Source organism: Pedobacter gandavensis (genome assembly GCF_032678465.1).
In the GTDB taxonomy this organism is placed as follows: domain Bacteria; phylum Bacteroidota; class Bacteroidia; order Sphingobacteriales; family Sphingobacteriaceae; genus Pedobacter; species Pedobacter gandavensis_B.
Genome location: NZ_JAVTSK010000003.1, coordinates 429,965 through 452,459, shown reverse-complemented (window position 1 = coordinate 452,459; position 22,495 = coordinate 429,965). Strand labels below are relative to the sequence as shown.

Genomic DNA, 22,495 nt, shown 5'->3' with positions numbered 1-22,495 from the left:
TAATCTATAAGGTCACCAATACTGAGGCCGTAATAAAAGCGAGTACCGAGGCGATAATACCAAACATAAATACATTGTAAGCGACCCTTAGAAGACGATATTTACGACCTAAGACCACGCCCTGCGCATATAAATCCCGGATCAGACTGCCATAAAGAAATTCACGGTCTTCCATCATTTTGAGCATTCCCCCTTCATATTCCGGAAGAGACATTCTATAAAAATTCCCAAAAAACAAAAGGTTTACTCTTTTCTGTGCAATGTCTTCCGGAGTAAACACTCCTTTTGGTATGGATGGTCTGGTTGCTAATATTGAGAATACCATAGTGACCACACAAATGATCAGTAAGATCAGTGTAGGGATAATTAAATGTGGATTATCTTCCAATTTCCTAAGTAGAATACTCAGGATCACGGAAAGAATAATGGAATTGGTAGAAATCATGATGTGTGCCTTATTATCAGCCATATCACTTAACCTTTGGTGATTTCCGGAAGTGATTCGGAACATCGTTTCAATTCCTTTATCAGGTCGGTCGCTCTTTTTCTTCTTTTCCTTTTTCAATTCAGGATGATTGGTCTTTTCCCTTAACAAAGGTGTATTTATTCCCGCATTACCATTATCCTCATAAACTGCTTTTTCAGCTTTACTTTCTAACTCGGCCAAATTCTGGGCCTTTTTAGCATTGAGTAAATGCTGGCAATAATCGGTATGATAATGGTGTGTTTTAAACAACTGAATGGTTTTCAACCTCCATTCATCTTTGTCTAATGCCCTGGAGCAAAAAGCTTCTGCTTCCTTTCGCATCAATTTATTTCTTTCCTTAAAGCTATCGCTTCCCAAATGGTATAAATCTGCATCACAGACAATCTGTTCCAGTAGAATTTCAGGGTGTTGTGGCATTTTAGTGGCTAGAATACACTTCACTATTTTATTAATGACCTCTTCATTGAGCCCTTTTTCCTTTAAAAACTCAGCCGCAAGACCTGCACCACTCCGTTCATGTTGTGTACAATCGAAAAAATAGCCCAGATCATGAAACCAACTGGCAGCTGTAACGATAAAGAAGTCTTCGTCGGAGAGCTGATAATGGTTGGCAATCTTAATGGCATTCTCTACAACTTGTTCTGTATGATTTAAATTATGATAGATGAGTCTGGAATCGCTTTGCGCCTGAAATACATTCGCAACATGTAACCTCAGCTGATCTAATATTTCCCTATAATTCATGCGATGTATTTTTGTTTTTCATTCTTAAAACAATTTGTTCCATTTATGGTTGATGATATAAATATGAGGCTTTTAATTTTTATAATTAATAGAAAGTTTAAAAGATGTCATTACAACAGTTTTTCTGATTTGTATCAGGACCGAAAGTGATGAGCATCATATTTATACTTGGGGGGAAGATAGAACTTTGACAACATCAATTTGCCCCTATGATTATACAAAAAAACATAGCCAAGGAAACCCAATGTTATCATTGTGGTGATGATCTTCCGAATACACCTTATCTACTGGACAACAAATCTTTCTGCTGTCTGGGTTGCAAAGGTGTCTACCAATTGCTCTCCAATCATAATTTGGGTAACTATTATGCGTACAATGAGGTACCCGGACAAACCCAAAAAGCAAAAGCCTCACATTTTGACTATCTGGATGAAGCTGCGATTGCTGAAAATTTAGTCGATTATACCGACGAGAAAGTAAGCATCATCACACTTTACATTCCAGCCATTCATTGTAGTTCCTGTATATGGCTACTTGAACATTTACACCAGATCAATCCTGCCATCATGCAATCCAGGATAGATTTCCTAAAAAAACAGGTGGTTGTTACCTTCAAAAACCAGGAATTATCTTTACGTCAGCTGATAGAGATACTGGCTTCCATAGGCTATGAGCCATTGATTAGCTTACAGGATATCGTAAAAAAGCAAAAATCAGATCATTCTGAAAACCACCTGATTCGCAAAATTGCTGTAGCAGGATTTTGCTTTGGAAATGTGATGTTACTCAGTTTTCCTGATTACTTCGGTTTAAGTGCGCTGGAACAAGAATTCAGAACCTTCTTTGGCTGGTTAAACCTTGCCTTTGCCATCCCGGTAGTATTTTATAGTGGCCGTGATTATTTCAGTTCCGCCTGGAACAACCTTAAAAATGGCATTTTAAACCTAGATTTCCCCTTGGCTTTAGGGATCGCAGTGATGTTTATCCGTTCTATAGTAGAAATCCTGGGGAATACCGGAGCTGGTTTTGTAGACACCCTATGCGGGCTCGTTTTCTTCCTTTTGATTGGAAAATGGATGCAGCAACATACTTACCATCACCTTTCCTTTGAACGAGATTACCGCTCCTATTTCCCTGTTGCGGTGACCTTAATTGAAGAGGAGAAAGAAAGGCCGCTCCCGCTAAATGAATTGAAAGTAGGCAACAGAATCCTGATCCGCAGCAATGAAATCATTCCGGCGGATGCTATCCTTTTAAAAGGAGAAGCAGAAATGGACTTTAGTTTCGTCACCGGTGAATCCTTACCTGTTAAAAAAGTACTGGGTGAAGTGGTTTACGCTGGTGGCAGGCAGCTAAAGGGCGCAATAGAACTGGAAGTCGTAAAACCTGTCTCTCAAAGTTACCTGACTCAATTGTGGAACAATGAGGCCTTTTTTGGTGATAAGACCATGATCAGGACCTTTGCTGACCGTGCCAGTAAATACTTCAGCATTGTTTTACTCAGTATAGCCATCGCTTCAGCAGCTTATTGGATGTTGCATGGAGATCCCACTAAAGCCCTGGCTTCTTTCACTGCAGTGCTGATCATCGCCTGCCCCTGCGCACTCGCTTTAAGTTCTCCATTTACCCTCTCTGCAGTATTGAGCATTTTCGATAAGAACAAGTTTTACCTTAAAAACACAGCTGTAGTTGAAGAACTTGCCCGTATTAACACCTTTGTATTTGACAAAACCGGTACGATTACCAATCCGGAGAATACTGGTTTCAGTTTTGAAGGGCACATCACAGAACAAGAAAAACAATGGGTAAATGACCTGGCCAGAAACTCCGGTCACCCTCTAAGCAGGGAATTGGTAAAATGGTTAAACCTTCCTTCCAAATACACTGCCCTAAAATACATGGAAAAAGTGGGACGCGGAATCTCCGGAACCATCAATGGACAGGAGCTGAAACTGGGAAGTGCTTCCTTTTTAGGACTTAAAATGAAATCACCTTCACAAGGCGCTGTAGTCCACATCATTATTAACAACAGGTACCTGGGATTTTTCTGTTCTAAACAACAATGGAGAAATGGTTTTAAAGACCTGATTTTCAGGCTAGGTAAAGATGCAGATTTGCATCTTTTATCCGGCGACCAGGATCAGGATAAACAAACATTGATTCCATTTTTTCCCAGAGCACAGCAAATGCACTTTGCCCAAAGCCCGCAAAACAAACTTGATTACATTCGTAACCTACAATATTCGGGTAGAAAAGTACTCATGTTTGGGGATGGATTGAATGATGCAGGCGCCCTCAAACAAAGTGACCTGGGAATTGCCGTCACAGACAACATCAATAACTTCTCGCCCGGCTGCGATGCCATTCTTGATGGCGCTAGTTTTCAAAAGATTCCCTTGTTTATCAAACAGGCAAAAGATGCGGTAAAAGTAATCCACATCAGCTTTGCCATCTCTTTGACCTATAATGCGGTAGGCTTATATTTTGCCGTACAAGGTATGCTCTCCCCATTGATTGCAGCTGTATTGATGCCCATTAGTACCATCACCATCATCCTATTCACCAGTATTGCAGTGAGACTGTATGCGAAGAAAAATCAACTCTTATGAACATCCTCTACCTCCTGATCGGCTTTAGTATTTTATTGGCATTGATCTTTCTTGCAGCCTTTTTCTGGGCCAGTAAAAGTGGACAGAATGACGACACTTATACTCCTGCAATCCGGATACTCTTTGATGATGAGGTTCAGGAGAAAAATGACGACATAAAAAGTGATCAAGATCACGCATAGCCACAATTGATGTCATTCTGTACCTAAGCACACCGACCTAATTTTACATCCATAAACAAGCAATCCATTTTTTAACATGACTGAAAAATTTTACTACGACAACAAGATCGTCAGAAACTTCGCAGTAGCCACCATCATATGGGGCATCATCGGAATGACGGTCGGATTGCTCATTGCCATGCAGCTCTTCAAACCTGCATTAAATATGGGCTCCCAGTACACTACTTTTGGCCGGATCAGGCCCTTACACACCAATGCAGTTATCTTTGCCTTTGTGGGGAATGCGATCTTTATGGGTGTTTACTACTCCCTGCAGCGATTGCTCAAAGCGAGGATGTTCAGCGATGTACTCAGTAAAATTCATTTCTGGGGCTGGCAGCTGATCATCATTTCGGCAGTCATCACACTTCCTTTAGGATTCACTTCCTCCCATGAATATGCGGAGCTCGAATGGCCAATCGACATTGCCATTACCTTGATCTGGGTGGTTTTTGGTGTGAATATGTTTGGTACCATTATTAAAAGAAGGGAGAAACATATGTATGTAGCCATCTGGTTTTACATTGCGACTTTCGTTACTGTTGCTGTATTACATATTGTAAACTCCTTCCAGCTACCAATTTCTGCCTTTAAAAGTTATTACCTATACGCAGGTGTACAGGATGCACTTGTACAATGGTGGTATGGACACAATGCGGTTGCATTCTTTTTAACCACACCCTACCTGGGGATGATGTATTATTTCCTTCCAAAAATGGCAAATCGCCCGGTATATTCTTATAAACTGAGTATTCTCCATTTCTGGTCATTGATTTTCATTTACATCTGGGCAGGTCCTCACCACTTATTATATACTTCTTTACCGGGTTGGGCACAGTCGCTTGGTGTAGCCTTCTCTATTATGCTGATTGCCCCTAGTTGGGGAGGGATGATCAATGGATTGCTCACCCTTCGTGGCGCATGGGATAAAGTAAGAGAAGACTCCAGACTTAAATTCATGGTGGTTGGGATTACCGCTTACGGTATGGCCACTTTTGAAGGACCAATGCTTGCTTTAAAACAGATCAACGCCATTGCACACTATACCGACTGGATCGTGGCTCACGTACATGTGGGTGCCCTTGGCTGGAATGGTTTCTTAACCTTTGGTATTTTATATTGGTTGATTCCAAGAATCTACAGAACAGAACTATACTCTAAAAAACTGGTTTCATTCCACTTCTGGATCGGAACCTTAGGTATCATTTTCTATGCGGTACCTTTATATTTCGCCGGTTTCACACAGGGCTTGATGTGGAAAGAGTTTACAGAAGATGGAATGTTACGTTATCCTAACTTCCTGGAAACCATCATCCAGATTCTTCCAATGTATGTGCTTAGGGCTATTGGCGGTGCATTGTACCTGATTGGTGTGATCGTAATGACCTATAACTTAATCAAAACCGTTCGCTTAGGTAAATTATTAGCGGATGAGCCTGCAGAGGCGATGCCATTGCCTGAAAATTATGTTCCTCAAGGATCTGAGAAGAAATTCCACAGGGTATTGGAACGTAAACCAATGGTTTTCATGGTACTTTCTTTGATTGTTATCCTGATTGGTGGTATGATTGAAATGATGCCGACGTTTACGATCAAGTCGAACATTCCAACCATTGCCAGTGTAAAACCCTACAGTCCACTTGAATTACAGGGAAGAGATTTATACATCCGTGAAGGTTGCGTAAGTTGTCACTCTCAAATGATTCGTCCATTCCGCTCAGAAACAGAAAGATATGGCGAATATAGTAAAGCAGGAGAATTTGTTTATGACCATCCACATCTATGGGGCTCTAAACGTACTGGTCCTGATTTGCAACGTGAAGGTGGCAAATATGGTAATGCATGGCATTATAACCACATGTTAGATCCGCAAACGATGTCGCCGGGAAGTATCATGCCTCCTTACGAGTGGTTGATTACCCAGACGCTGGATACCACCACCACCATCAGCAAAATTAATGCGATGCGCACTTTAGGTGTTCCTTATGAAGAAGGTTACGAACACAAAGCCAATCGAGACCTGGATAAGCAGGCTAAAGAAATTGCTGCAGACCTTCGTCAGAACAACATCAAAGTGAAAGATGATAAAGAAATCATTGCGCTTATTGCCTATCTGCAACGATTGGGAATAGACATTAAAGCACAATAAAACCTAAACAACTAAATTATGTTTAAGCAATTTTTAGATCAAGTAGATGGAAGCCAGGTGTATTTAATCACCTCCCTTGGCATATTCCTGCTCTTTTTTATCCTAGTCGGCATTCTATTGCTGACCATGAAAAAAGAAGAAATAAAATATATGAGTGAATTACCTTTAAAAGACGATGTACAATGACAGATTTATTAATTTGGGCCCTACTTTTTACTGCAATCATCATATTGGTGGTTTCCTTACTAGTACTGAGGGTCATCAAAGTCTACATCAGGGAGACACTTCATCCCACCCGATTTGCGACTGAAGAAGAAAGGGAAAAATACAGGCTTGAAGAAGAGAGACGTGCTGCTGAAGAAGCTCAAAAACCATCATTCTGGACCAAATTAATGGGACTAAGACCGATATCTGAGGAGAAAGATATCATGATGGAACATAAATTCGATGGCATTGCTGAGCTGGACAACCCTACTCCTGCCTGGTTTATGGTATTATTTTACGGAACGATCATTTTCGCCATCGGCTATATGCTCAATTACCATGTATTTGGCTGGGGCAAATTACAGGAAGAAGAATATGCTGTAGAACTTCGTCAGGCAGAGGCGGATCGCATTGCATTCTTACAAAAACCGGGTTCCGGAGGTCCTAAGATCAACGAAAACAACATGGAAAAAAGTGATGATCCTGCGGTGATTCAAAAAGGTGCGGCTTTATTTAAAACGGTTTGTACCCCTTGTCATGGCGAGCATGGAGAAGGTGGTGTTGGGCCGAATTTAACGGACGAATACTGGTTGCATGGCGGAACACCAAAAGACATTTTCAAGACCATCAAATACGGTGTTCCTGAAAAAGGAATGGTGGCCTGGGAAAAATCTATGAATGCCCAGCAAATATCAGACATTACCAATTATATCCTCTCTATACAGGGAAGTAATCCTGCTGGTGCTAAAGCACCTCAGGGTAAAAAAGAATAAATATGTCATCACAAAGCCCAGATCATTTCAGAGATCAGATCTCCACTTTAACTGACGATGGACAGCGCCGTAAATGGCTTTATCCAAAGGTGATTAAAGGAAAATTATATCAATACCGCTCGATGGTCAGCTATTTTTTCCTGACCTTACTATTTGCCGCCCCATTTATTAAATTAAATGGGGAGCAACTAGTCTTACTTAATGTTTTAGAGCGGAAATTTGTATTCTTTGGGGTCATTTTCTGGCCTCAGGATTTCTACCTCTTTGTACTGGCCTTGCTCAGTTTTATGGTATTTATTGTGTTATTTACCGTAGTTTTTGGACGGGTCTTCTGCGGATGGGCCTGTCCACAAACCATCTTTCTGGAAATGGTATTCAGGAAAATAGAAATCTGGATAGAAGGTGATTCCAACAAACGCAAAAAACTGGATGAAGGACCTTTAACCGGAGAGAAGTTTTTTAAAAAAGCACTGAAACACGGACTTTACCTGTTGATTTCTTTTTTTATTGCAAATATTTTTCTCTCCTATCTCATTGGTTCGGCTGCACTCCTCAATATCATTACAGAACCTGTATCCTTACATTTAAGCGGCTTCATTTCAATTTCTGTATTTACATTGGTATTCTACCTGGTATTTTCCAGAATGAGAGAACTCGTGTGTACCGTAGTTTGTCCATATGGACGCCTGCAAGGGGTGCTATTGGACAACCAGAGTATAATTGTTGCCTATGATTATCAACGCGGGGAACCTCGTGAGAAGCGTGTCAAAGGGCTTACCAATTCCGGTGGAGATTGTATTGACTGCAAGCTTTGTGTACAGGTTTGTCCGACGGGAATTGACATCCGCAATGGAACTCAAATGGAATGTGTGAACTGCACCGCCTGTATTGACGCCTGTGATATGGTCATGGAGAAAATTCAGCGTCCTACCCGTTTAATTGGTTTCAAATCCGAGGATGAAATCAAAACGAAACAAGCCTTCAGGCTCAACAAAAGAGTCTATGCTTATTCGGCGGTTTTACTGGTACTGATCTCCGTACTTAGCTATCTGCTAGCCAGCAGAACGGATGTTAAAACCACCATTTTACGTGCCAGTGGAACACTGTACCAAATCAGAGCTAAAGAAAAGGAAGTGAGCAACTTATTTAACGCTGAACTGATCAATAAAACCAGTAAAAGCCTTAAATTTGAAATTGTACCGGATGATCCGGATGTGAAAATACAGTACATTCAAAAACAAGATTCCATCGCTTATGGTGGTGTGGCAAAACTTACTTTTTTTGTGATTATGCCACAAGAGAAATTAAAGAAATACAAATCAGATATTGGTTTCAAACTGGTGTCGGATGGAAAAATAGTGGACACTTTTGAAACTACTTTCATCGCACCGCTTAATGATTAAAGAAATGAAATGGAATTGGGGAACGAAATTAGTAATTGGGATGGTATGCTTTATGAGTTTTATCATCGTGCTTGCCATAAAAATGTTTAACAGCTCCCCCGATGCGCTGGTAGACAATGACTATTACGAAAAGGGACTGAATTATGATAAGGAGTACCTGCTAAAAGAGCAAGTAAAGAAAGACCAGGCAAAACCTGTAATTGAGCTTAGTCCTGAAGGGATTATCCTGACTTTTAAAGATTCCGCAGAAGGCAAAATAAACATGGTCCGTACAGCGGATAAACGAATGGATAAAATTATTCAAATCCATACAGATGAACTTCATCGGGCAGCGATCCCCTTAACAGGGATTGCAAAAGGTCACTGGAAACTGATCATCAATTGGAAAAGTGCAGGCAAATTCTATTTAGACGAGCAGGAGGTCATGGTAGAATGAGTAATGAGAAGCTTGCCTTCATGATTGGATTGTTAGGGAGCGTACATTGCATCGGCATGTGCGGTCCTCTTGCTTTTGCCGTCCCATCCTTAAAAAAGGGATGGGCTTTCCTGGTAATGGACAAATTACTGTACCAATTGGGAAGGATAATTTCTTATTGCTTTCTAGGTCTGTTGATCGGTTTAATCGGACAGCAACTATGGATGGTTGGTTTGCAACAGGGACTGAGTATACTAAGCGGGGTACTGATCGTCATGGCAGCCTGCTCCAGATTGTTCAAGATCCAGATGCTAAAGAATACCCCATCTGTATTACTTAGCCCTTTTCATCGATTATTTGGCTACGCTCTTCAGCATAAAGCCAATCACTTGATCATTGGCATTATCAATGGTTTTCTGCCTTGTGGTTTCGTTTATCTGGCTATGGCGGGAGCACTAAATACTGGCAGTGTCAGCAGCGCTGCACTTTATATGGCTTGGTTTGGCTTTGGAACCTTACCACTAATGTTTATAGCCACACTCAGCATTGGTTTCACCGGAGCTTTAGTCCGCAAAAGGATCAACCGGATCATCCCATATTTCATGCTCTGTCTGGGCATCTGGTTTATATTGAGAGGAATGGAATTGAACATCCCTTATCTCAGTCCCCCAGCTATGGAGCAAGGCGCTCCGGAATGCAGGTAATCCCTTAAAATTATCGTAAATTAGCATCATAATGACAGCTTCTATAAAATCAGACATTCAAGATCAGAAAGACATCCGTTTTCTGGTGATCGAATTTTACAATCAAGCCTTAACAGATGAAGTCATAGGGCCGGTCTTTAAAGCAGCAAACTTCTCTCTGGACGCTCATATTCCTGTAATGGTTCGTTTCTGGGAAACCATTTTATTAGATGTAGTCACCTATAAGGGAAATCCAATGTTGAAACACATTGCATTAAACCATGAAGTACCACTACATGCTGAACACTTTGAACGATGGATGAAAATATGGGAAGAGACCATCAGGGCTCATTATGAGGGGCCTGTAGCCGATCAGGCGATTTCCAGAGCCTCTTCTATCGGACAGCTGATGCAATACAAAATTAAGCAGGTTACGACAGCAAATGGCTTATAATGCAAAATTGGTGAAGCTTATCGCTGTCACCAATCTTAACATTTGAGCACCAAAAAATTCTTTAAGTGAGGCTAAACAACTCTGTTTTAGGCTGATCTGCCCAATATCTGTAATCGAGTGCCATACAGATGTTTCTTAGGAATCTTTTTCCTAATGGTGTGACGCTTAAGCTATCTTCCGACAGGAATACCAATCCATCCATTGCCAACCAGCGCATGCGCTGCAATCCCTCTGAAAAATCCTCAGATCCGGCTTCTTCTTTTGTCCATGAAGTGTGTCCTTTACACATGATGTTCAGAATGTGCTTACGGGTTTGCATATCTTCTGCATTAAGCAAATGTCCCTTCACTACCGGAAGCTTTCCTGAGTTCACAATTTCCAGGTACTCCTCTACTGTTTTTACATTTTGAGCAAATGCAGTCCAGGTATCGCTGATAGAAGACACGCCCAAACCAATCATTAACTTACTATATTGATGGGTATAGCCCATGAAATTCCGGTGAAGCTTTCCATTGCGTTCTGCATCATACAGACTATCTGTTACGAGTGTAAAATGATCCATTCCGACATCCAGATACCCACCTTCTCTCAGTCTTTTATATCCAAGATCATACAGTTGCTGCTTTAATTTCTGGGAAGGAAGGTCTTGTTCTGTATATCTTCTTTGGCCTGGTTTAACCCATGGAACATGTGCATAACTATAAAAGGCGATACGGTCTGGTTTTAACCTCAATACCGAATCCAGCGTGTTAGACAGCCCTTCTATTTTTTGGTGTGGAAGACCATATATCAAATCGTAATTAATAGAAGTATAGCCCAATGCTCTTGCTTTTAGCGTCACCTGCTCCACCTCTTCATAGGTCTGAACCCTATTGATGACCAGCTGTACCTGAGGATCAAAATCCTGAATGCCTAAACTCAGCCTTTTGAAACCCAATTCATTTAAGGTCGCTAGATGTTCATCTGTCGTATTTCCAGGATGTGCTTCAAAGCTAAATTCTGCCTCTTCATGCAGATCCGCATATTTTAAGATTCCTTCCATCATGAGTTTTAAATTCTCTGCGCTGAAGAAAGTTGGGGTTCCACCACCTAAATGCAATTCCTTGATGAGTGGCTTAGTCACAAAAAGATTGAGGTACAACTGCCATTCTTTCAATAAAGCTTCAATGTAAGGGGATTCTACTTTATGGTTTTTGGTAATTCTGGTATTACAACCACAATACGTACACAAACTCTCACAAAATGGAAGGTGGATATAAATACTGATGCCTTCTTTATCATTACTTTCCCTAAAAGATTGGGCAACAGCTCTCTCCCAGTCTTTTACAGTAAAACCCGCTGTTTTCCAATATGGCACAGTGGGATAACTGGTGTAACGGGGAGCAGCAACATGATATTTTGAGATCAGATGATTCATATTAGTGGTGATGAGGTTTACGATTTGGATTCACTAAGGCATGTGGCTGATCACAGGATCTGGAGCACACGCAAGAGGTACCTAAACACTTCTTTTGTTGCCATTTATCAAGATTAACAATCGTTTCTATCGCAAGTGCCATAGGCAATTCTTTCTCCGAAAGCGCCAGCAAAGCATCTAAAGGAACATTGGCAATCTTTATATTTCTAAGAGCAGCAGCTTCCTGATCGATATGACCAGTAGCAGTAGATCGTGTCGCAATAAATTTCACCCCAAGATCAGCCAATCGATTGATGACCTGAGCAGAAACATCGTCCTCACTGAATACAATTACAGCTTCTTTGCCTGCGGCATAAGAAGCTGTCTCAGAACCCAAAGAATTGGATATCAATGTAATATCATGTTTTTTATTATTGGCGATTGCCAATGGTTCTTTTTCAAAAGATTTTATACTATATGCGACAACTCTCATGCTGGTTCGATTTATTAATAATCAAAGTTAGCATGTAGCGATATCGGGGGGAATGAGTTTAATCAATTGAAAAAATGATCTTCGTCAGTTTTTCATCTGTTGAAGCCTTAGCTGATCCAGAACAATGATCTGACTTCCTTTTCTTTCGATGATCCCTTCGTCTTTGAAGTCGCTCAGAATCCTGCTCACAGTTTCTGTTGCCATTCCAGCCATTGCAGCGAGGTTATCCCTGGAAACCCTCAACACCAATTCCATTCCCTGTGCTTCCTGTTTGCACAGTCTGGCCAGTACTTCGGCCATTCGTTTCCTTACAGAATGATAAGCCAATTGCAGCAATTGCTCTTCTTTATCCTGCAGATCATTGGAGATCAACTGAATAAACTGCCTGGCTACATCAGGATAACGATTCAATAAATCTTCCATTAAATCCTTTGGAAGCATACATACTGTACTGTCTTCCACCGCCTCTGCAGTTTCCGTATAAGGCGCAGTAAGTAATAAGGAAGTCAGTCCAAAATACTCCTCCTGGCCATACATGCCTGTGAGTAATTCCCTCCCATCCTCACTCAGTTTGAAAGTTTTCACCTTTCCATCCATCACAAGATAGAGACCTGAAACATTATCTCCCTCATAATAGACCACTTGTCTCTTTTTAACTGAGCGTACTTTCCTTGCAGCAATGACTTTTTCCAATTCCTGTAATCCTGAACTATTACTGAAAAGGACACTTAGTTTTTCTAACGACTGGCTATAAAAAATTTGTTGTTTATCTCTTTTACTCAATCTGCTTTCGATGGCATTCAACAGTTCTACATCATCAAAAGGTTTCGTCAGGTAATCATCTGCACCCATTTCCATCCCTTTACGCATGTCAATGCGTTCCGCCTTTGCCGTCAGGAAAATAAAAGGAATCGTTGCTGTTTGCTCATTTTTAGAAAGCAGATAAAGGACACCATAGCCATCCAGTTCAGGCATCATGATGTCACATAAAATCACATCTGGTTGCTGATGAATTGCCATATCCACCCCTACACGTCCGTTAATGGCTTGTAATACTTCGTAATTTGCGAGTTCTAATATCTCAGCAGTGCTTTCCCGGATGTCATCGTTATCTTCTATAATGAGTATCAGTGTCTTCTTCATTCGTATTATTATTTATTAAAGGACAAAACAAATTTAGTCCCGGTATGGATGCTACTTTCAAAATACAGTTCACCTTTCATTAGTGTGGCATATCGGTGTACGATATTTAATCCTAATCCTGTTCCTGGAATATTGCCTGTATTATGTGCGCGAAAAAACGGCTGGAACAAGTGTTTATGATCTGATTCTGGAATCCCGATCCCATTGTCTTTTATTGTCACCATGCATTGGTTTTCCGTAATTTCCGTATTGAATTCAATAAATGTATTTTCACCTGAATATTTGATGGCATTAGAGATCAGATTAATCATACAATTTTTTAAAAGATTGGGATCGAGTAATACTGTACTTTCCAATCCGGTATGCTGGTAAATGATATTCTGATCTTGCTTGGCCATCATCTGCATTTCTTCAGTAATTTCTTCTGAAAGTCTAACCAGATCAAAAGCCGTAAAGGTGGGTTCTACTTTTCCTGCTTCCAATCTTTCGAGTGAAAGGAAATCGTTCAATATTGTGGTGAGGTTGCTGACTGCATTCTTAATCTTGCTGACATGCTTACTGATATTTTTATTGTCATAAGGTTCCGCATACTTATCGATTAATGAAGCCGAAAGCTGTACAGAACTCAAAGGTGTTCTGAATTCATGAGAGGCCATAGACACAAATCGACTTTTCAACTGATTGAGCTCCTTTTCTTTTTCAAGAGAAAGACTAACTTCTTCTTTGGCTTCACTTAAAGCCATTACCGTTTTTTTGAGGGATTTGGTACGTTCTTCAACCAGTTCCTCCAATTCTGAAGCATACTCTCTCAGGCGTTCTTCGGCCTCCTTTTCTTTGGAAAGGTCATGAATAAACCCTGTATAAATAATCCGGTTTTCATATTGCACTTCACTTACGGCTAAACGAAAAGGGAAGGTACTCCGATCTTTTCTCAGACCTTTTACTTCCCGGCCTTTGCCAATGATTCTTTTTTCTCCCGTAGATTGATAACGGTGAATATAGCCATCATGACCACTTCGATCTGGCTCTGGCATTAAAAAAGAAATGTTCTTCCCTTCTACCTCTTCAATTGAATAACCAAATAATTTTAATGCTGCTGGATTAAGGCTTTCAATTTTACCCCTGTCATCAATGGTAATAATTCCGTCAATTGCAGTTTCAATAATGGCCTTCAATAACCTTGCCTCTTCCATGGTGTACTTTTTACAAATATAATGATCTCGATTGCAAGAGGCTTATAACCTCAATCATACAAAAGTGTGACTAATATCATGTTTTTAAAATTAAATACTGTGTTCTTTTGCGATTCAAGTACTATTTATCTGATCCAATGAACCATACTTTTCACATCCCAGTCTTAGGTTTAGGCTATTCAATTGATACTCCATTAAAAGTAGCCAGATATGGCATTTCCTCTGTTGTTTCCATCGTAGACGATGAACTCACGGAACGTATGAGAAAATATCATGAGGAACAAAATTCAGGAACATTCAGGCTGATCGAAAAAAAAGAAACAGATAGCAGAGCCAGAAGAATTACGGCCTACCTCGATTTACTGGATGTGCAGGTGAAGCAACAATTTGCAGCATTGCAAAGCCAAACCTTTGAAGAAGGAACAGAGCTGAGCTATTACTTTGAGCTCTTACCAGAACATTCCGCTTTGAAAAAGAAATACCAGGACATGAAAAACATGGACAATGGCCAGCAAAAAACGAAAATTCAGGCAGAATTACTTCAATCTATGGTACCGGGTGCCATTGATGTCAACATTATGTCTAAAGTTGATAAGGTCAATTACAATGCAAACCATGAAAGTGAAGGTGAAGACTTTACAGATGCATTGGCTGCTATGCGTGGTTTTAGCAATAGTACATTGAATTCTTCAGTAATCATTTCCGCTGGCTTGAACCCTCGTTTATACACCTACATGGAAAAATGCAGTGACTTTTATCCGGATAAAACCGGCACATTTCAAAAGAAAATCATTCTTAAAGTCAGTGATTTCCGCTCTGCTTTAATTCAGGCCAAGATGCTGGCAAAAAAAGGATTATGGGTATCAGAGTTCCGGGTAGAATCAGGTCTGAACTGTGGCGGACATGCATTTGCTACGGAAGGATTCTTATTGGGACCTATCCTGGAGGAGTTCAAACAAAAACGTAAAGAGTTGTTAGAAGAGCTGTATCAGCTTTATATGAATGCCTTAAAAAGCAAGGAAATCGAAGCAAACCTGATCCCAGAACAACGCATTACTGCACAGGGTGGAATCGGAACTGCTGAAGAACACGAATTCCTGCTCAATTATTATGAGTTGGATGCTGCAGGTTGGGGAAGTCCTTTTCTACTTGTTCCGGAGGCCACTAATGTAGACGAGGAGACCTTGAACCATCTGGCTTCTGCAGTTGCGGATGATTATTACCTCAGTAACTCTTCTCCCCTGGGAGTCTTGTTCAATAACTTTAAAAAGAGTACTGCAGAGGATCAGCGACTCCAACGTATAGAAAAAGGCCGACCAGGAAGTCCATGTACCAAGAAATTCTTGTGTACCAATACAGAATTTACTACAGAACCCATTTGTACGGCATCCAGAAAATACCAGAACCTGAAAATAAAGCAACTGAAAGAACAAGTGCTTTCCGAAGATCATTACCAACGTCAGTTTGAATCCATTACAGAAAAAGTATGCCTGTGCGAAGGACTTTGTGCTTCTACCTATTTAAAAGTAGGTATTTTGAAGCCAAAGGAAAATAAGGCGGTCAGCATTTGTCCTGGTCCAAATCTCGCTTTCTTCCAGGGGAAATATACTTTAAGAGAGATGATCAATCATATATATGGAAGGGATAATCTTCTGAAAGAGGTATCTCGCCCCAATTTATTCATCAATGAGCTCAATTTATATGTTGAGTATTTGAAAAAAGACATTGCCAGTCAACTTGAAGAAATCACTGTCAAAAAAGAAAAGTATTTCAGCAAATTTAAAATGCAGTTATTGGATGGTATCGCTTATTATCGCAAACTTATCCCTGAATTGAAATTCCAGCAGGGCTCCTCTATTGAGGAAATGTTACAGCAACTGTTGTTGGCAGAAAAGAGTTTAGCTTAAAAGGCTAACCTATAAAAAACACCCCTAATGAAATAATGACATATAGCCACGCGATTGAAAACGGACTTTTGGTGTACAGTTCTTCCCCCCTTCTTTGCGTGGCTTTTATGAAAACTATTTTTTCACTATATTAGATCAAAGGAATTTCGATACGATTATAATCAAAAAGACCATGGAAAAAGAAGCTATGAAATCATTACTGGGTATCATCGACCAGCAAGTTAGTTCTTCGATTTTAGGAGGAATGGAAGACGAGTACGAAGAATTAGAAAGACTAGGATACATCCACATCAATCGGCATCGCGTTCAACACGCCGCCTCTATCACTCCTGAAGGCATGGAATTCTTATATCACGATAAAGAATAAGCGGAATTTGTCATTAAATTGTTTTTATTTTTCGCATTAAAAACTTTTTACTCAATCTATCCGTTATAGGTGTAGTTTGTTTGGTTTAGGTTGATCTGTGGTGGGTCAGCCATTAATTAAAACAGGGATAAATCTCTCCGATTAATCCCTGTTTTTTTTGTTTGTATGCTAACCGTTAGAAGTGCTGACAGCTCAAGCTCAGCAGATTTAGAAGGCTAAAAAATCAGCTGAGGATTTGACCATGATACTTCTTCCGCCTCTGTTTTTTCCATTAAAAACACGGAACCTTAGGCCTTCCTTAAAAGGAATTACAGTGGTATAGAGTTTACTACTGAGCTCGGGCTCAGTACCATCAGTAGTATAACGAATGGTAAATCCTGGAAATAACACGTTTGCAGCAACCTGACCATTACTGATCTGTAGTCCTGGAGTTGGAATCCGGTAATCAAACCCACCCGCATAATCATTCAACCTTGGCAATTCTTTTTTCGCCAAGACATTGATAAATTCAGACCAGGCCTGATCATACAGCAGTTTCCCTTTTTCAGGATCTTGTTCAGTAGCCCATTCAGGATCTTTTGCCCAGGCTCTTTCTGCTAATCCTAATAACTTTGGCAATAACATATATTCGAATTGCGCAGGAGTTTTAATATTTTCACTCCATAATGGTGCCTGTAAACCAATGATATTTGATTTTCCGTACATCGTTAATCGGTCTTTATTCTTATAGCGCTCCGGATCTACAGGATTGCCCTCCTCATCTTCCTTTACATTCCTGTAATAATCAAATGGGATAAAATAGAAAAGCTTGTCGACATCCACGTAACCTCCCCAGTTTTGTCCGGTTTCTTCAAAACTCTTATTTGCCGCAAGATCTATGTAGAAATTCGTCACCGGACTGAGTACTACTCTATACCCTTCATTGGCCATTTTATAAGCAAGATCTTCATTCCCATGCAGATTATTCCAGACATCCACATGAAAATCCTGCTTAAAGAAACGAGGTTCCGGTAGCATTTTCATCTTTCCATTTACGTTTTGTTTTCGTAAGCCTATTTCTTCCCATCCAGACAAAAACAACGATTTTGATTGCAACATTTTGTTCAGTTTACTGAAGAAGTAAAACCACAATTCATCGGTTCCTTTTACTGCCGGATCAGTGATGGCCAGTTGGCTTGCTGCCGGCGATTTTTCCCAGACACCTGCAGGCACCTCATCCCCGCCAAAATGAATAGTAGTTAATGGCGCATTCGCCTCCTTATGCATTGCAATCAATTCATCAGCTACTTTTTCAAGAAAATGATAACTGGATGGTAAGGCCACATTAATTACATTATCATCAAAACCCTGCACAGAACGGTATTGACTTTCGTCTTTCAAATCCCTTAACAAATAGTACTCAGCACCTTCCTTATCTCCAGCTTTAATCAGCCTGTTGTATCTGGCATCCATCGCCTTAATGGCGGCTCTGGCATGCCCTGGTGTTTCAATTTCAGGGATGACACGGATATGTCTTGCAGTAGCATATTTAAGTATTTCAATATAATCTGCTTTAGTATAAAAGCCAGTTCCTGAATTTAGGCCAGCGATAGGTCCGGAACCATAAGCGGGATGAATCTGTTCATCTTCCTCAAGGGAATGCCCACGCCGAGCACCAACAGCGGTCAGCTCCGGCAATCCTGGAATTTCCAGGCGCCAGCCTTCATCTTCTGTCAGGTGAAAATGAAAAACATTCAGTTTGTATAATGCCATTAAATCGAGGACCTTCAATACTTCTGATTTGGGCTGAAAGTTCCTGCCTACATCCATCATGAAGCCTCTAAATCCGAACCTTGGCTTATCCTGAACATAGGCTTCAGGAATTTTGATCCGCTTTTTAATGCCCGACCAGGAATTTGAAGGAAACATACTCTTCAAGGATTGTATGGCATAAAAAGCCCCCTTTCCTGAAGCTGCCCAAATAAGCACTTTATCTGTGTCGATGCTTAAATGATAAGCTTCTTCAGAGAGCCTTGGTTCCCGGAGAAAAACGATTTCTTTGCCATTTCTTTTAACTGGCCCCGCAGGTTTTTTACCCAAAACTTTAGTGATCTCCTGTGATAACAATGCGGCTTCATTTTCAAAACCTTCCTGCGCTTTTATTTTCACATCTGCGGTTAGATCAAACGTCCCTTTCCATTTGTAGTATTTTAAAGGTGTCGGAAAAATCATTGGAAGGTCTTTTTCCCGAATGTCTTTGATCTTTTTATTTTCTTCAAACGTATTTTTTGCGATCTCCTGTTCTGCCATTTCATGGGTACTGAAAGGTTTAAAGGTCACATTCTTGATTGCAATACCCTTTTCAGGCTGATGGTCCCAAACCAGGTAAAAGCCTTGTGGCCTTTCGGATTGATTAGACATCCCTTCAGTGACCATATGAAGTTGTATGGATGAACCTGGTGCCAATGCTTTAAATCCTTCTAATGGTGTTAAGCGGAACAAGGCGCCATTTACCAGTTGAACCTTCGCTAGCAAAGTATCTGCAGCTACCACTTTTAGCTCCCTGGAATTGAAATATATTTTCCAACCGGAAGCGGGAAAAGGACTATTTCCATTGTTATTTATCGCTAAAATCAGTCCATCTTTAGCATTACTTTGCGTCCAATTCAAGCTCAGGTCTGTAGCTGAAATCGCGCCGGACTCCTGAGCAATACCGGCACTGACCATACTGAATAAGAAGAAAACTGCCAGGAAGTAATTTTTCATAAGTATATCTTTTTTGTCCTTTATTAATGAGTTATTAGGAAGGGAATCTCAAATTAAATTCCTTCCTGTTGAATTCTTAAAATAGCTGAGTCCTTCTCTGTTAAACCCTGATGTAAATCTTTTTTTTATCCAGGATATACCCAATAAGCCAGCAGACCAGCATAAAGCAAATGGCAAACAATAAGGAACCAAAAGGCCCTGGAGCAATGGCCTGAAAAAAGACGGTATTTATCCAACCTGCAAAATCTGATTTTGGAAATATGGTATTGATAATGATCAATAAAAGATCAGCTACGATATAAATAAACAAGGGGTTTTTCCCAAATACAGTGAAGAAACCTGTCCATTTCACATACGATTTCAGTTCTATAAGGTAGATTAATCCGGCAATGATGAGCAGATCCAGACCGCAAGTAATCAGCACAAAAGAACTTGTCCATAGTTTCTTATTGATCGGAAAGAAAAAATTCCAACACCAGGCCAAAAACACCAGTAATACACCTGCCAACAATAGTTTTGCAATACTTTCATAGCCTTTGCCCTTTTCCTGAATAAATTTTCCGGCAAAATAACCAATCACTACATTGACACAGGAAGGAATGGTACTCAAAATTCCTTCCGGATCAAAAGGGATGCCCTCTCCATGGTAAAGATGCGCATTGCCTAATAAAAACTGATCCAGATACTGCCCTGCGTTTCCAGTCATGCTTAAAGGGTCAGCAGCATCACCAAAAAAAAGCAATATCAGCCAGTATCCTATTAAGAACAATACACTCAGCAGCAGTACCGATCTACTGGATAAATAATGGATCATTAAGGAAACAATCCCATAACAAAGGCCAATCCGTTGTAATACACCCATAATTCTGGTATTACCAATAGCTGCGAAACTAATCCCAGCACCCTCATTATAATGAAAAAAGGGGAACCAATACATCAGATAGCCGATCAGAAAAATAAGGAGGGTTCTTTTAAATATTTTAGCAAGTACCTCAGCGTCCTTCATGAGGGCAAATTTCTTCATGGAAAAGCTCATGGCATTACCCACAGCAAACAGAAAAGAGGGAAACACCAGGTCTGTAGGCGTAAATCCATGCCAGGCAGCATGTTCCAACATAGAAAAAGGTTGTGCTCCACTTCCAGGTGTATTCACAATGATCATAAAACAGACGGTCATGCCTCGGAATACATCCAGCGATAAAAAACGTTGTGCTTGGTTCATCAAATAGTTTAGATAAAGAGGTTAAAGAAATTAAAGAGTGGTACGGCCACTCCTTAATTAAATATAAAGCAAAATTATGATTACTAGTATCCTGTGTTTTGTTTAAGTACAGCAGCACCATTTGCTCGACTCAGGTCAATTTGTCGCTGTGGAATCGGGTAGATATCATTCTTACCTTTGATGAACTTCCCGTTTCTTACATCGGAGGTAATTTTCCCCTGATAATTAAAATAGGCATTCAATTCTGTTTCCGCGATTCCCCAACGCACCAGGTCAAAGAAACGGTGACCTTCCATGGCCAGCTCTATTTTTCGCTCAAAGTAAATTGCAGCCAGTGCATTATCCTTTCCTTTAGCCGAAAAATCACCTGCAGGATATTCACTTACTTTATAGTTTGCTGCTGGAGTCGTAGAAAACCCTGCCAAAGGATTCTCTTCATCTTTGTACTGATACACCCAACCCACAGGATTGGCGGCACGTGCCCTGACAATATTTACATATTCCTGAGCTTTAGATAAGCTTCCGGCCTGGGCTTCTGCTTCCGCTCCCATCAACAGCACATCTGCAAAACGAATCACTAAATAATTAATTGCTGAACCTGGAGCCCAGGTCGTTTTATCCTCATCAGTTGCCCTGGTTGCCTGCCAGTAAATATTCTTTTTAGGGCCATAAGGGCCTCCGTAACGCTGATCTCTGATCCATGGTTCTCCTGGATAATTTCCCCAATCCAGATAAGGAATACCACGTCTCCCTGCAGTCCAATCCAATCTGGGATCTACAGTTCCCTGATCTGGCTCAAAGGGATCAGCACCTTTAATCCCCATATCATTGAGGATAGCATGATCGTTGTAATCGTTCAGGTATGGAAGTCCGCTTTGCGCATCCGTTCTAAAATGGTTCACCAAATCGACCGATGGCTGGAAGAATCCGCAGCAACCAAAAGGACTCTCTCCATATGGAAAGTTCAGCATATCACCATTATTACCCAGGGAAGGGCCATTCGCATCTACATTGGCCGACATCTGGATGGCAAAAACCACCTCAGAATTATCTTCTTTACTCGGTTTAAAATTATCCGCGAATTCCTCATTCAGTGCATATTTTTTACCGCTGCTGGTTACTCCAGTAGAAATCACTACTTCAAATAAAGCCCTGGATTCACTGAACTTATGCTGATATAAGTAAGCTTTGGCAAGATAAGCGCCGGCAGCCCATTTATTGACCCTACCAATTTCCGATTGTATGGATGGTAAATTGTCGTATGCAAACTTCAGGTCATCAGTAATTTTTGGCCAGATATCTGTCGTATTAGGCTGATTAAATACTGTAGTAGTTTCATCAATCCATGGCACCATATTCCACATTTTCTTCAGCTCAAAATAATAATGTGCACGTAAAAATCTGGCCTGGGCTTGTATTTGCACACGTTCTTCCGGAGTAAGATCTTTAGCCAGTGATAAAATCAGCAGGACATCATTGGTTCTTTTTACCCCCTCATATAGGGCTTTCCATTTGCTATTAAAAAAAGCATTGGTAGCATCTGCATAAAACTTGGCAATAGGATCTATTCCTGGCTGATCACTGCCGTCACTTCCCTTTGAAGCATCTCCACCAGCAATAGCACCGAAAACCCAATTACTTGGAGAAGCCGCCCAGGCATCTCCTCCACCAAGGGAGGTATTTCCACCAGCCATCCCATCCAAAGCTGCATAGGCACCTATTAACAGATTATTGACCCCATTTTTGTTGGTGATAATTTCTTTAGTTAATGCGCCCAGTGGTGGTTGCTCTAATGCCTTCTTGCAAGAAAAAAAAGATTGTCCGGTAAAAAACAGTACCGTTAACAATAGATATGTTGATTTTTTCATCTGTTTAAACCATTAATAA

18 protein-coding genes are annotated in these 22,495 nt (G+C 40.6%); 10 read left to right on the top strand and 8 right to left on the bottom strand.

From position 1 onward, the window contains the following. Positions 1 to 4: 4 nt before the first annotated feature. Positions 5 to 1,231, bottom strand: a complete 1,227-nt coding sequence (locus tag R2Q94_RS08040; RefSeq protein ID WP_316820932.1) for a Pycsar system effector family protein — start codon at positions 1,229 to 1,231, stop codon at positions 5 to 7. A 209-nt stretch (positions 1,232 to 1,440) separates the two neighbouring features. Here R2Q94_RS08040 and R2Q94_RS08035 point away from each other — a divergent pair, with 209 nt between their 5' ends. From R2Q94_RS08035 to R2Q94_RS07995, 9 genes are all read left to right on the top strand, one after another. After that, a complete protein-coding gene (locus R2Q94_RS08035) occupies positions 1,441 to 3,840 on the top strand; it encodes a heavy metal translocating P-type ATPase (protein ID WP_316820931.1) in 2,400 nt (799 codons plus the stop codon). Further along, positions 3,837 to 4,022 carry a cbb3-type cytochrome oxidase assembly protein CcoS gene (ccoS, locus tag R2Q94_RS08030; RefSeq protein ID WP_316820930.1) on the top strand — a complete coding sequence of 62 codons (186 nt, stop codon included), beginning with the start codon at positions 3,837 to 3,839 and terminating at the stop codon, positions 4,020 to 4,022. The genes R2Q94_RS08035 and ccoS overlap by 4 nt, the downstream gene beginning before the upstream one ends. 76 nt (positions 4,023 to 4,098) lie before the next feature. After that, positions 4,099 to 6,210 carry a cytochrome-c oxidase, cbb3-type subunit I gene (gene ccoN, locus R2Q94_RS08025; RefSeq protein ID WP_316820929.1) on the top strand — a complete coding sequence of 704 codons (2,112 nt, stop codon included), beginning with the start codon at positions 4,099 to 4,101 and terminating at the stop codon, positions 6,208 to 6,210. 18 nt (positions 6,211 to 6,228) lie between these two features. After that, entirely contained in the window at positions 6,229 to 6,396 is a 168-nt protein-coding gene (locus tag R2Q94_RS08020) for a hypothetical protein (protein WP_182959486.1), read from the top strand. After that, positions 6,393 to 7,187 (top strand): cbb3-type cytochrome c oxidase N-terminal domain-containing protein, encoded by a 795-nt coding sequence (locus R2Q94_RS08015; RefSeq protein WP_316820928.1) that lies wholly within the window; start codon positions 6,393 to 6,395, stop codon positions 7,185 to 7,187. Before R2Q94_RS08020 ends, R2Q94_RS08015 begins: the two co-directional genes overlap by 4 nt. A gap of 2 nt (positions 7,188 to 7,189) precedes the next feature. Continuing rightward, on the top strand, positions 7,190 to 8,590 hold the full coding sequence (ccoG, locus tag R2Q94_RS08010; protein ID WP_316820927.1) for a cytochrome c oxidase accessory protein CcoG: 1,401 nt from the start codon (positions 7,190 to 7,192) through the stop codon (positions 8,588 to 8,590). A gap of 4 nt (positions 8,591 to 8,594) precedes the next feature. Beyond that, positions 8,595 to 9,026 (top strand): FixH family protein, encoded by a 432-nt coding sequence (locus tag R2Q94_RS08005; protein ID WP_316820926.1) that lies wholly within the window; start codon positions 8,595 to 8,597, stop codon positions 9,024 to 9,026. Then, positions 9,023 to 9,709: a sulfite exporter TauE/SafE family protein gene (locus R2Q94_RS08000; RefSeq protein ID WP_316820925.1), complete on the top strand. Its 687-nt coding sequence runs from the start codon at positions 9,023 to 9,025 to the stop codon at positions 9,707 to 9,709. Before R2Q94_RS08005 ends, R2Q94_RS08000 begins: the two co-directional genes overlap by 4 nt. Positions 9,710 to 9,740: 31 nt before the next feature. Next, positions 9,741 to 10,142: a group III truncated hemoglobin gene (locus R2Q94_RS07995; RefSeq protein WP_316820924.1), complete on the top strand. Its 402-nt coding sequence runs from the start codon at positions 9,741 to 9,743 to the stop codon at positions 10,140 to 10,142. Positions 10,143 to 10,203: 61 nt separating this feature from the next. Here R2Q94_RS07995 and hemN read toward each other — a convergent pair whose 3' ends face one another. The 4 genes from hemN to R2Q94_RS07975 all read right to left on the bottom strand — a co-directional run bounded on the left by hemN (position 10,204) and on the right by R2Q94_RS07975 (position 14,367). Then, on the bottom strand, positions 10,204 to 11,559 hold the full coding sequence (hemN, locus tag R2Q94_RS07990) for an oxygen-independent coproporphyrinogen III oxidase (RefSeq protein ID WP_316820923.1): 1,356 nt from the start codon (positions 11,557 to 11,559) through the stop codon (positions 10,204 to 10,206). A 1-nt stretch (position 11,560) separates the two neighbouring features. After that, complete coding sequence (locus R2Q94_RS07985) at positions 11,561 to 12,031, bottom strand: lactate dehydrogenase (protein ID WP_316820922.1); 471 nt, start codon at positions 12,029 to 12,031, stop codon at positions 11,561 to 11,563. Positions 12,032 to 12,115: 84 nt separating this feature from the next. After that, positions 12,116 to 13,174: a response regulator gene (locus tag R2Q94_RS07980; RefSeq protein ID WP_316820921.1), complete on the bottom strand. Its 1,059-nt coding sequence runs from the start codon at positions 13,172 to 13,174 to the stop codon at positions 12,116 to 12,118. 8 nt (positions 13,175 to 13,182) lie between these two features. Continuing rightward, the gene (locus R2Q94_RS07975) at positions 13,183 to 14,367 is read right to left on the bottom strand and encodes a PAS domain-containing sensor histidine kinase (RefSeq protein ID WP_316820920.1); all 1,185 of its coding nucleotides are present in this window, start codon (positions 14,365 to 14,367) and stop codon (positions 13,183 to 13,185) included. Between the two features lie 2,079 nt (positions 14,368 to 16,446). Here R2Q94_RS07975 and R2Q94_RS07965 point away from each other — a divergent pair. After that, positions 16,447 to 16,641, top strand: coding sequence for a hypothetical protein (locus R2Q94_RS07965; protein WP_316820918.1), 195 nt, complete (start codon positions 16,447 to 16,449; stop codon positions 16,639 to 16,641). Positions 16,642 to 16,848: 207 nt separating this feature from the next. On the opposite strand, the gene R2Q94_RS07960 is transcribed toward R2Q94_RS07965, so the two are convergent. From R2Q94_RS07960 to R2Q94_RS07950, 3 genes are all read right to left on the bottom strand, one after another. After that, entirely contained in the window at positions 16,849 to 19,386 is a 2,538-nt protein-coding gene (locus R2Q94_RS07960) for a family 20 glycosylhydrolase (RefSeq protein WP_316820917.1), read from the bottom strand. 100 nt (positions 19,387 to 19,486) lie between these two features. Then, entirely contained in the window at positions 19,487 to 20,608 is a 1,122-nt protein-coding gene (locus R2Q94_RS07955; RefSeq protein ID WP_316820916.1) for a DUF5009 domain-containing protein, read from the bottom strand. Between the two features lie 83 nt (positions 20,609 to 20,691). Continuing rightward, on the bottom strand, positions 20,692 to 22,476 hold the full coding sequence (locus R2Q94_RS07950) for a RagB/SusD family nutrient uptake outer membrane protein (protein WP_316820915.1): 1,785 nt from the start codon (positions 22,474 to 22,476) through the stop codon (positions 20,692 to 20,694). Positions 22,477 to 22,495: the final 19 nt, after the last annotated feature.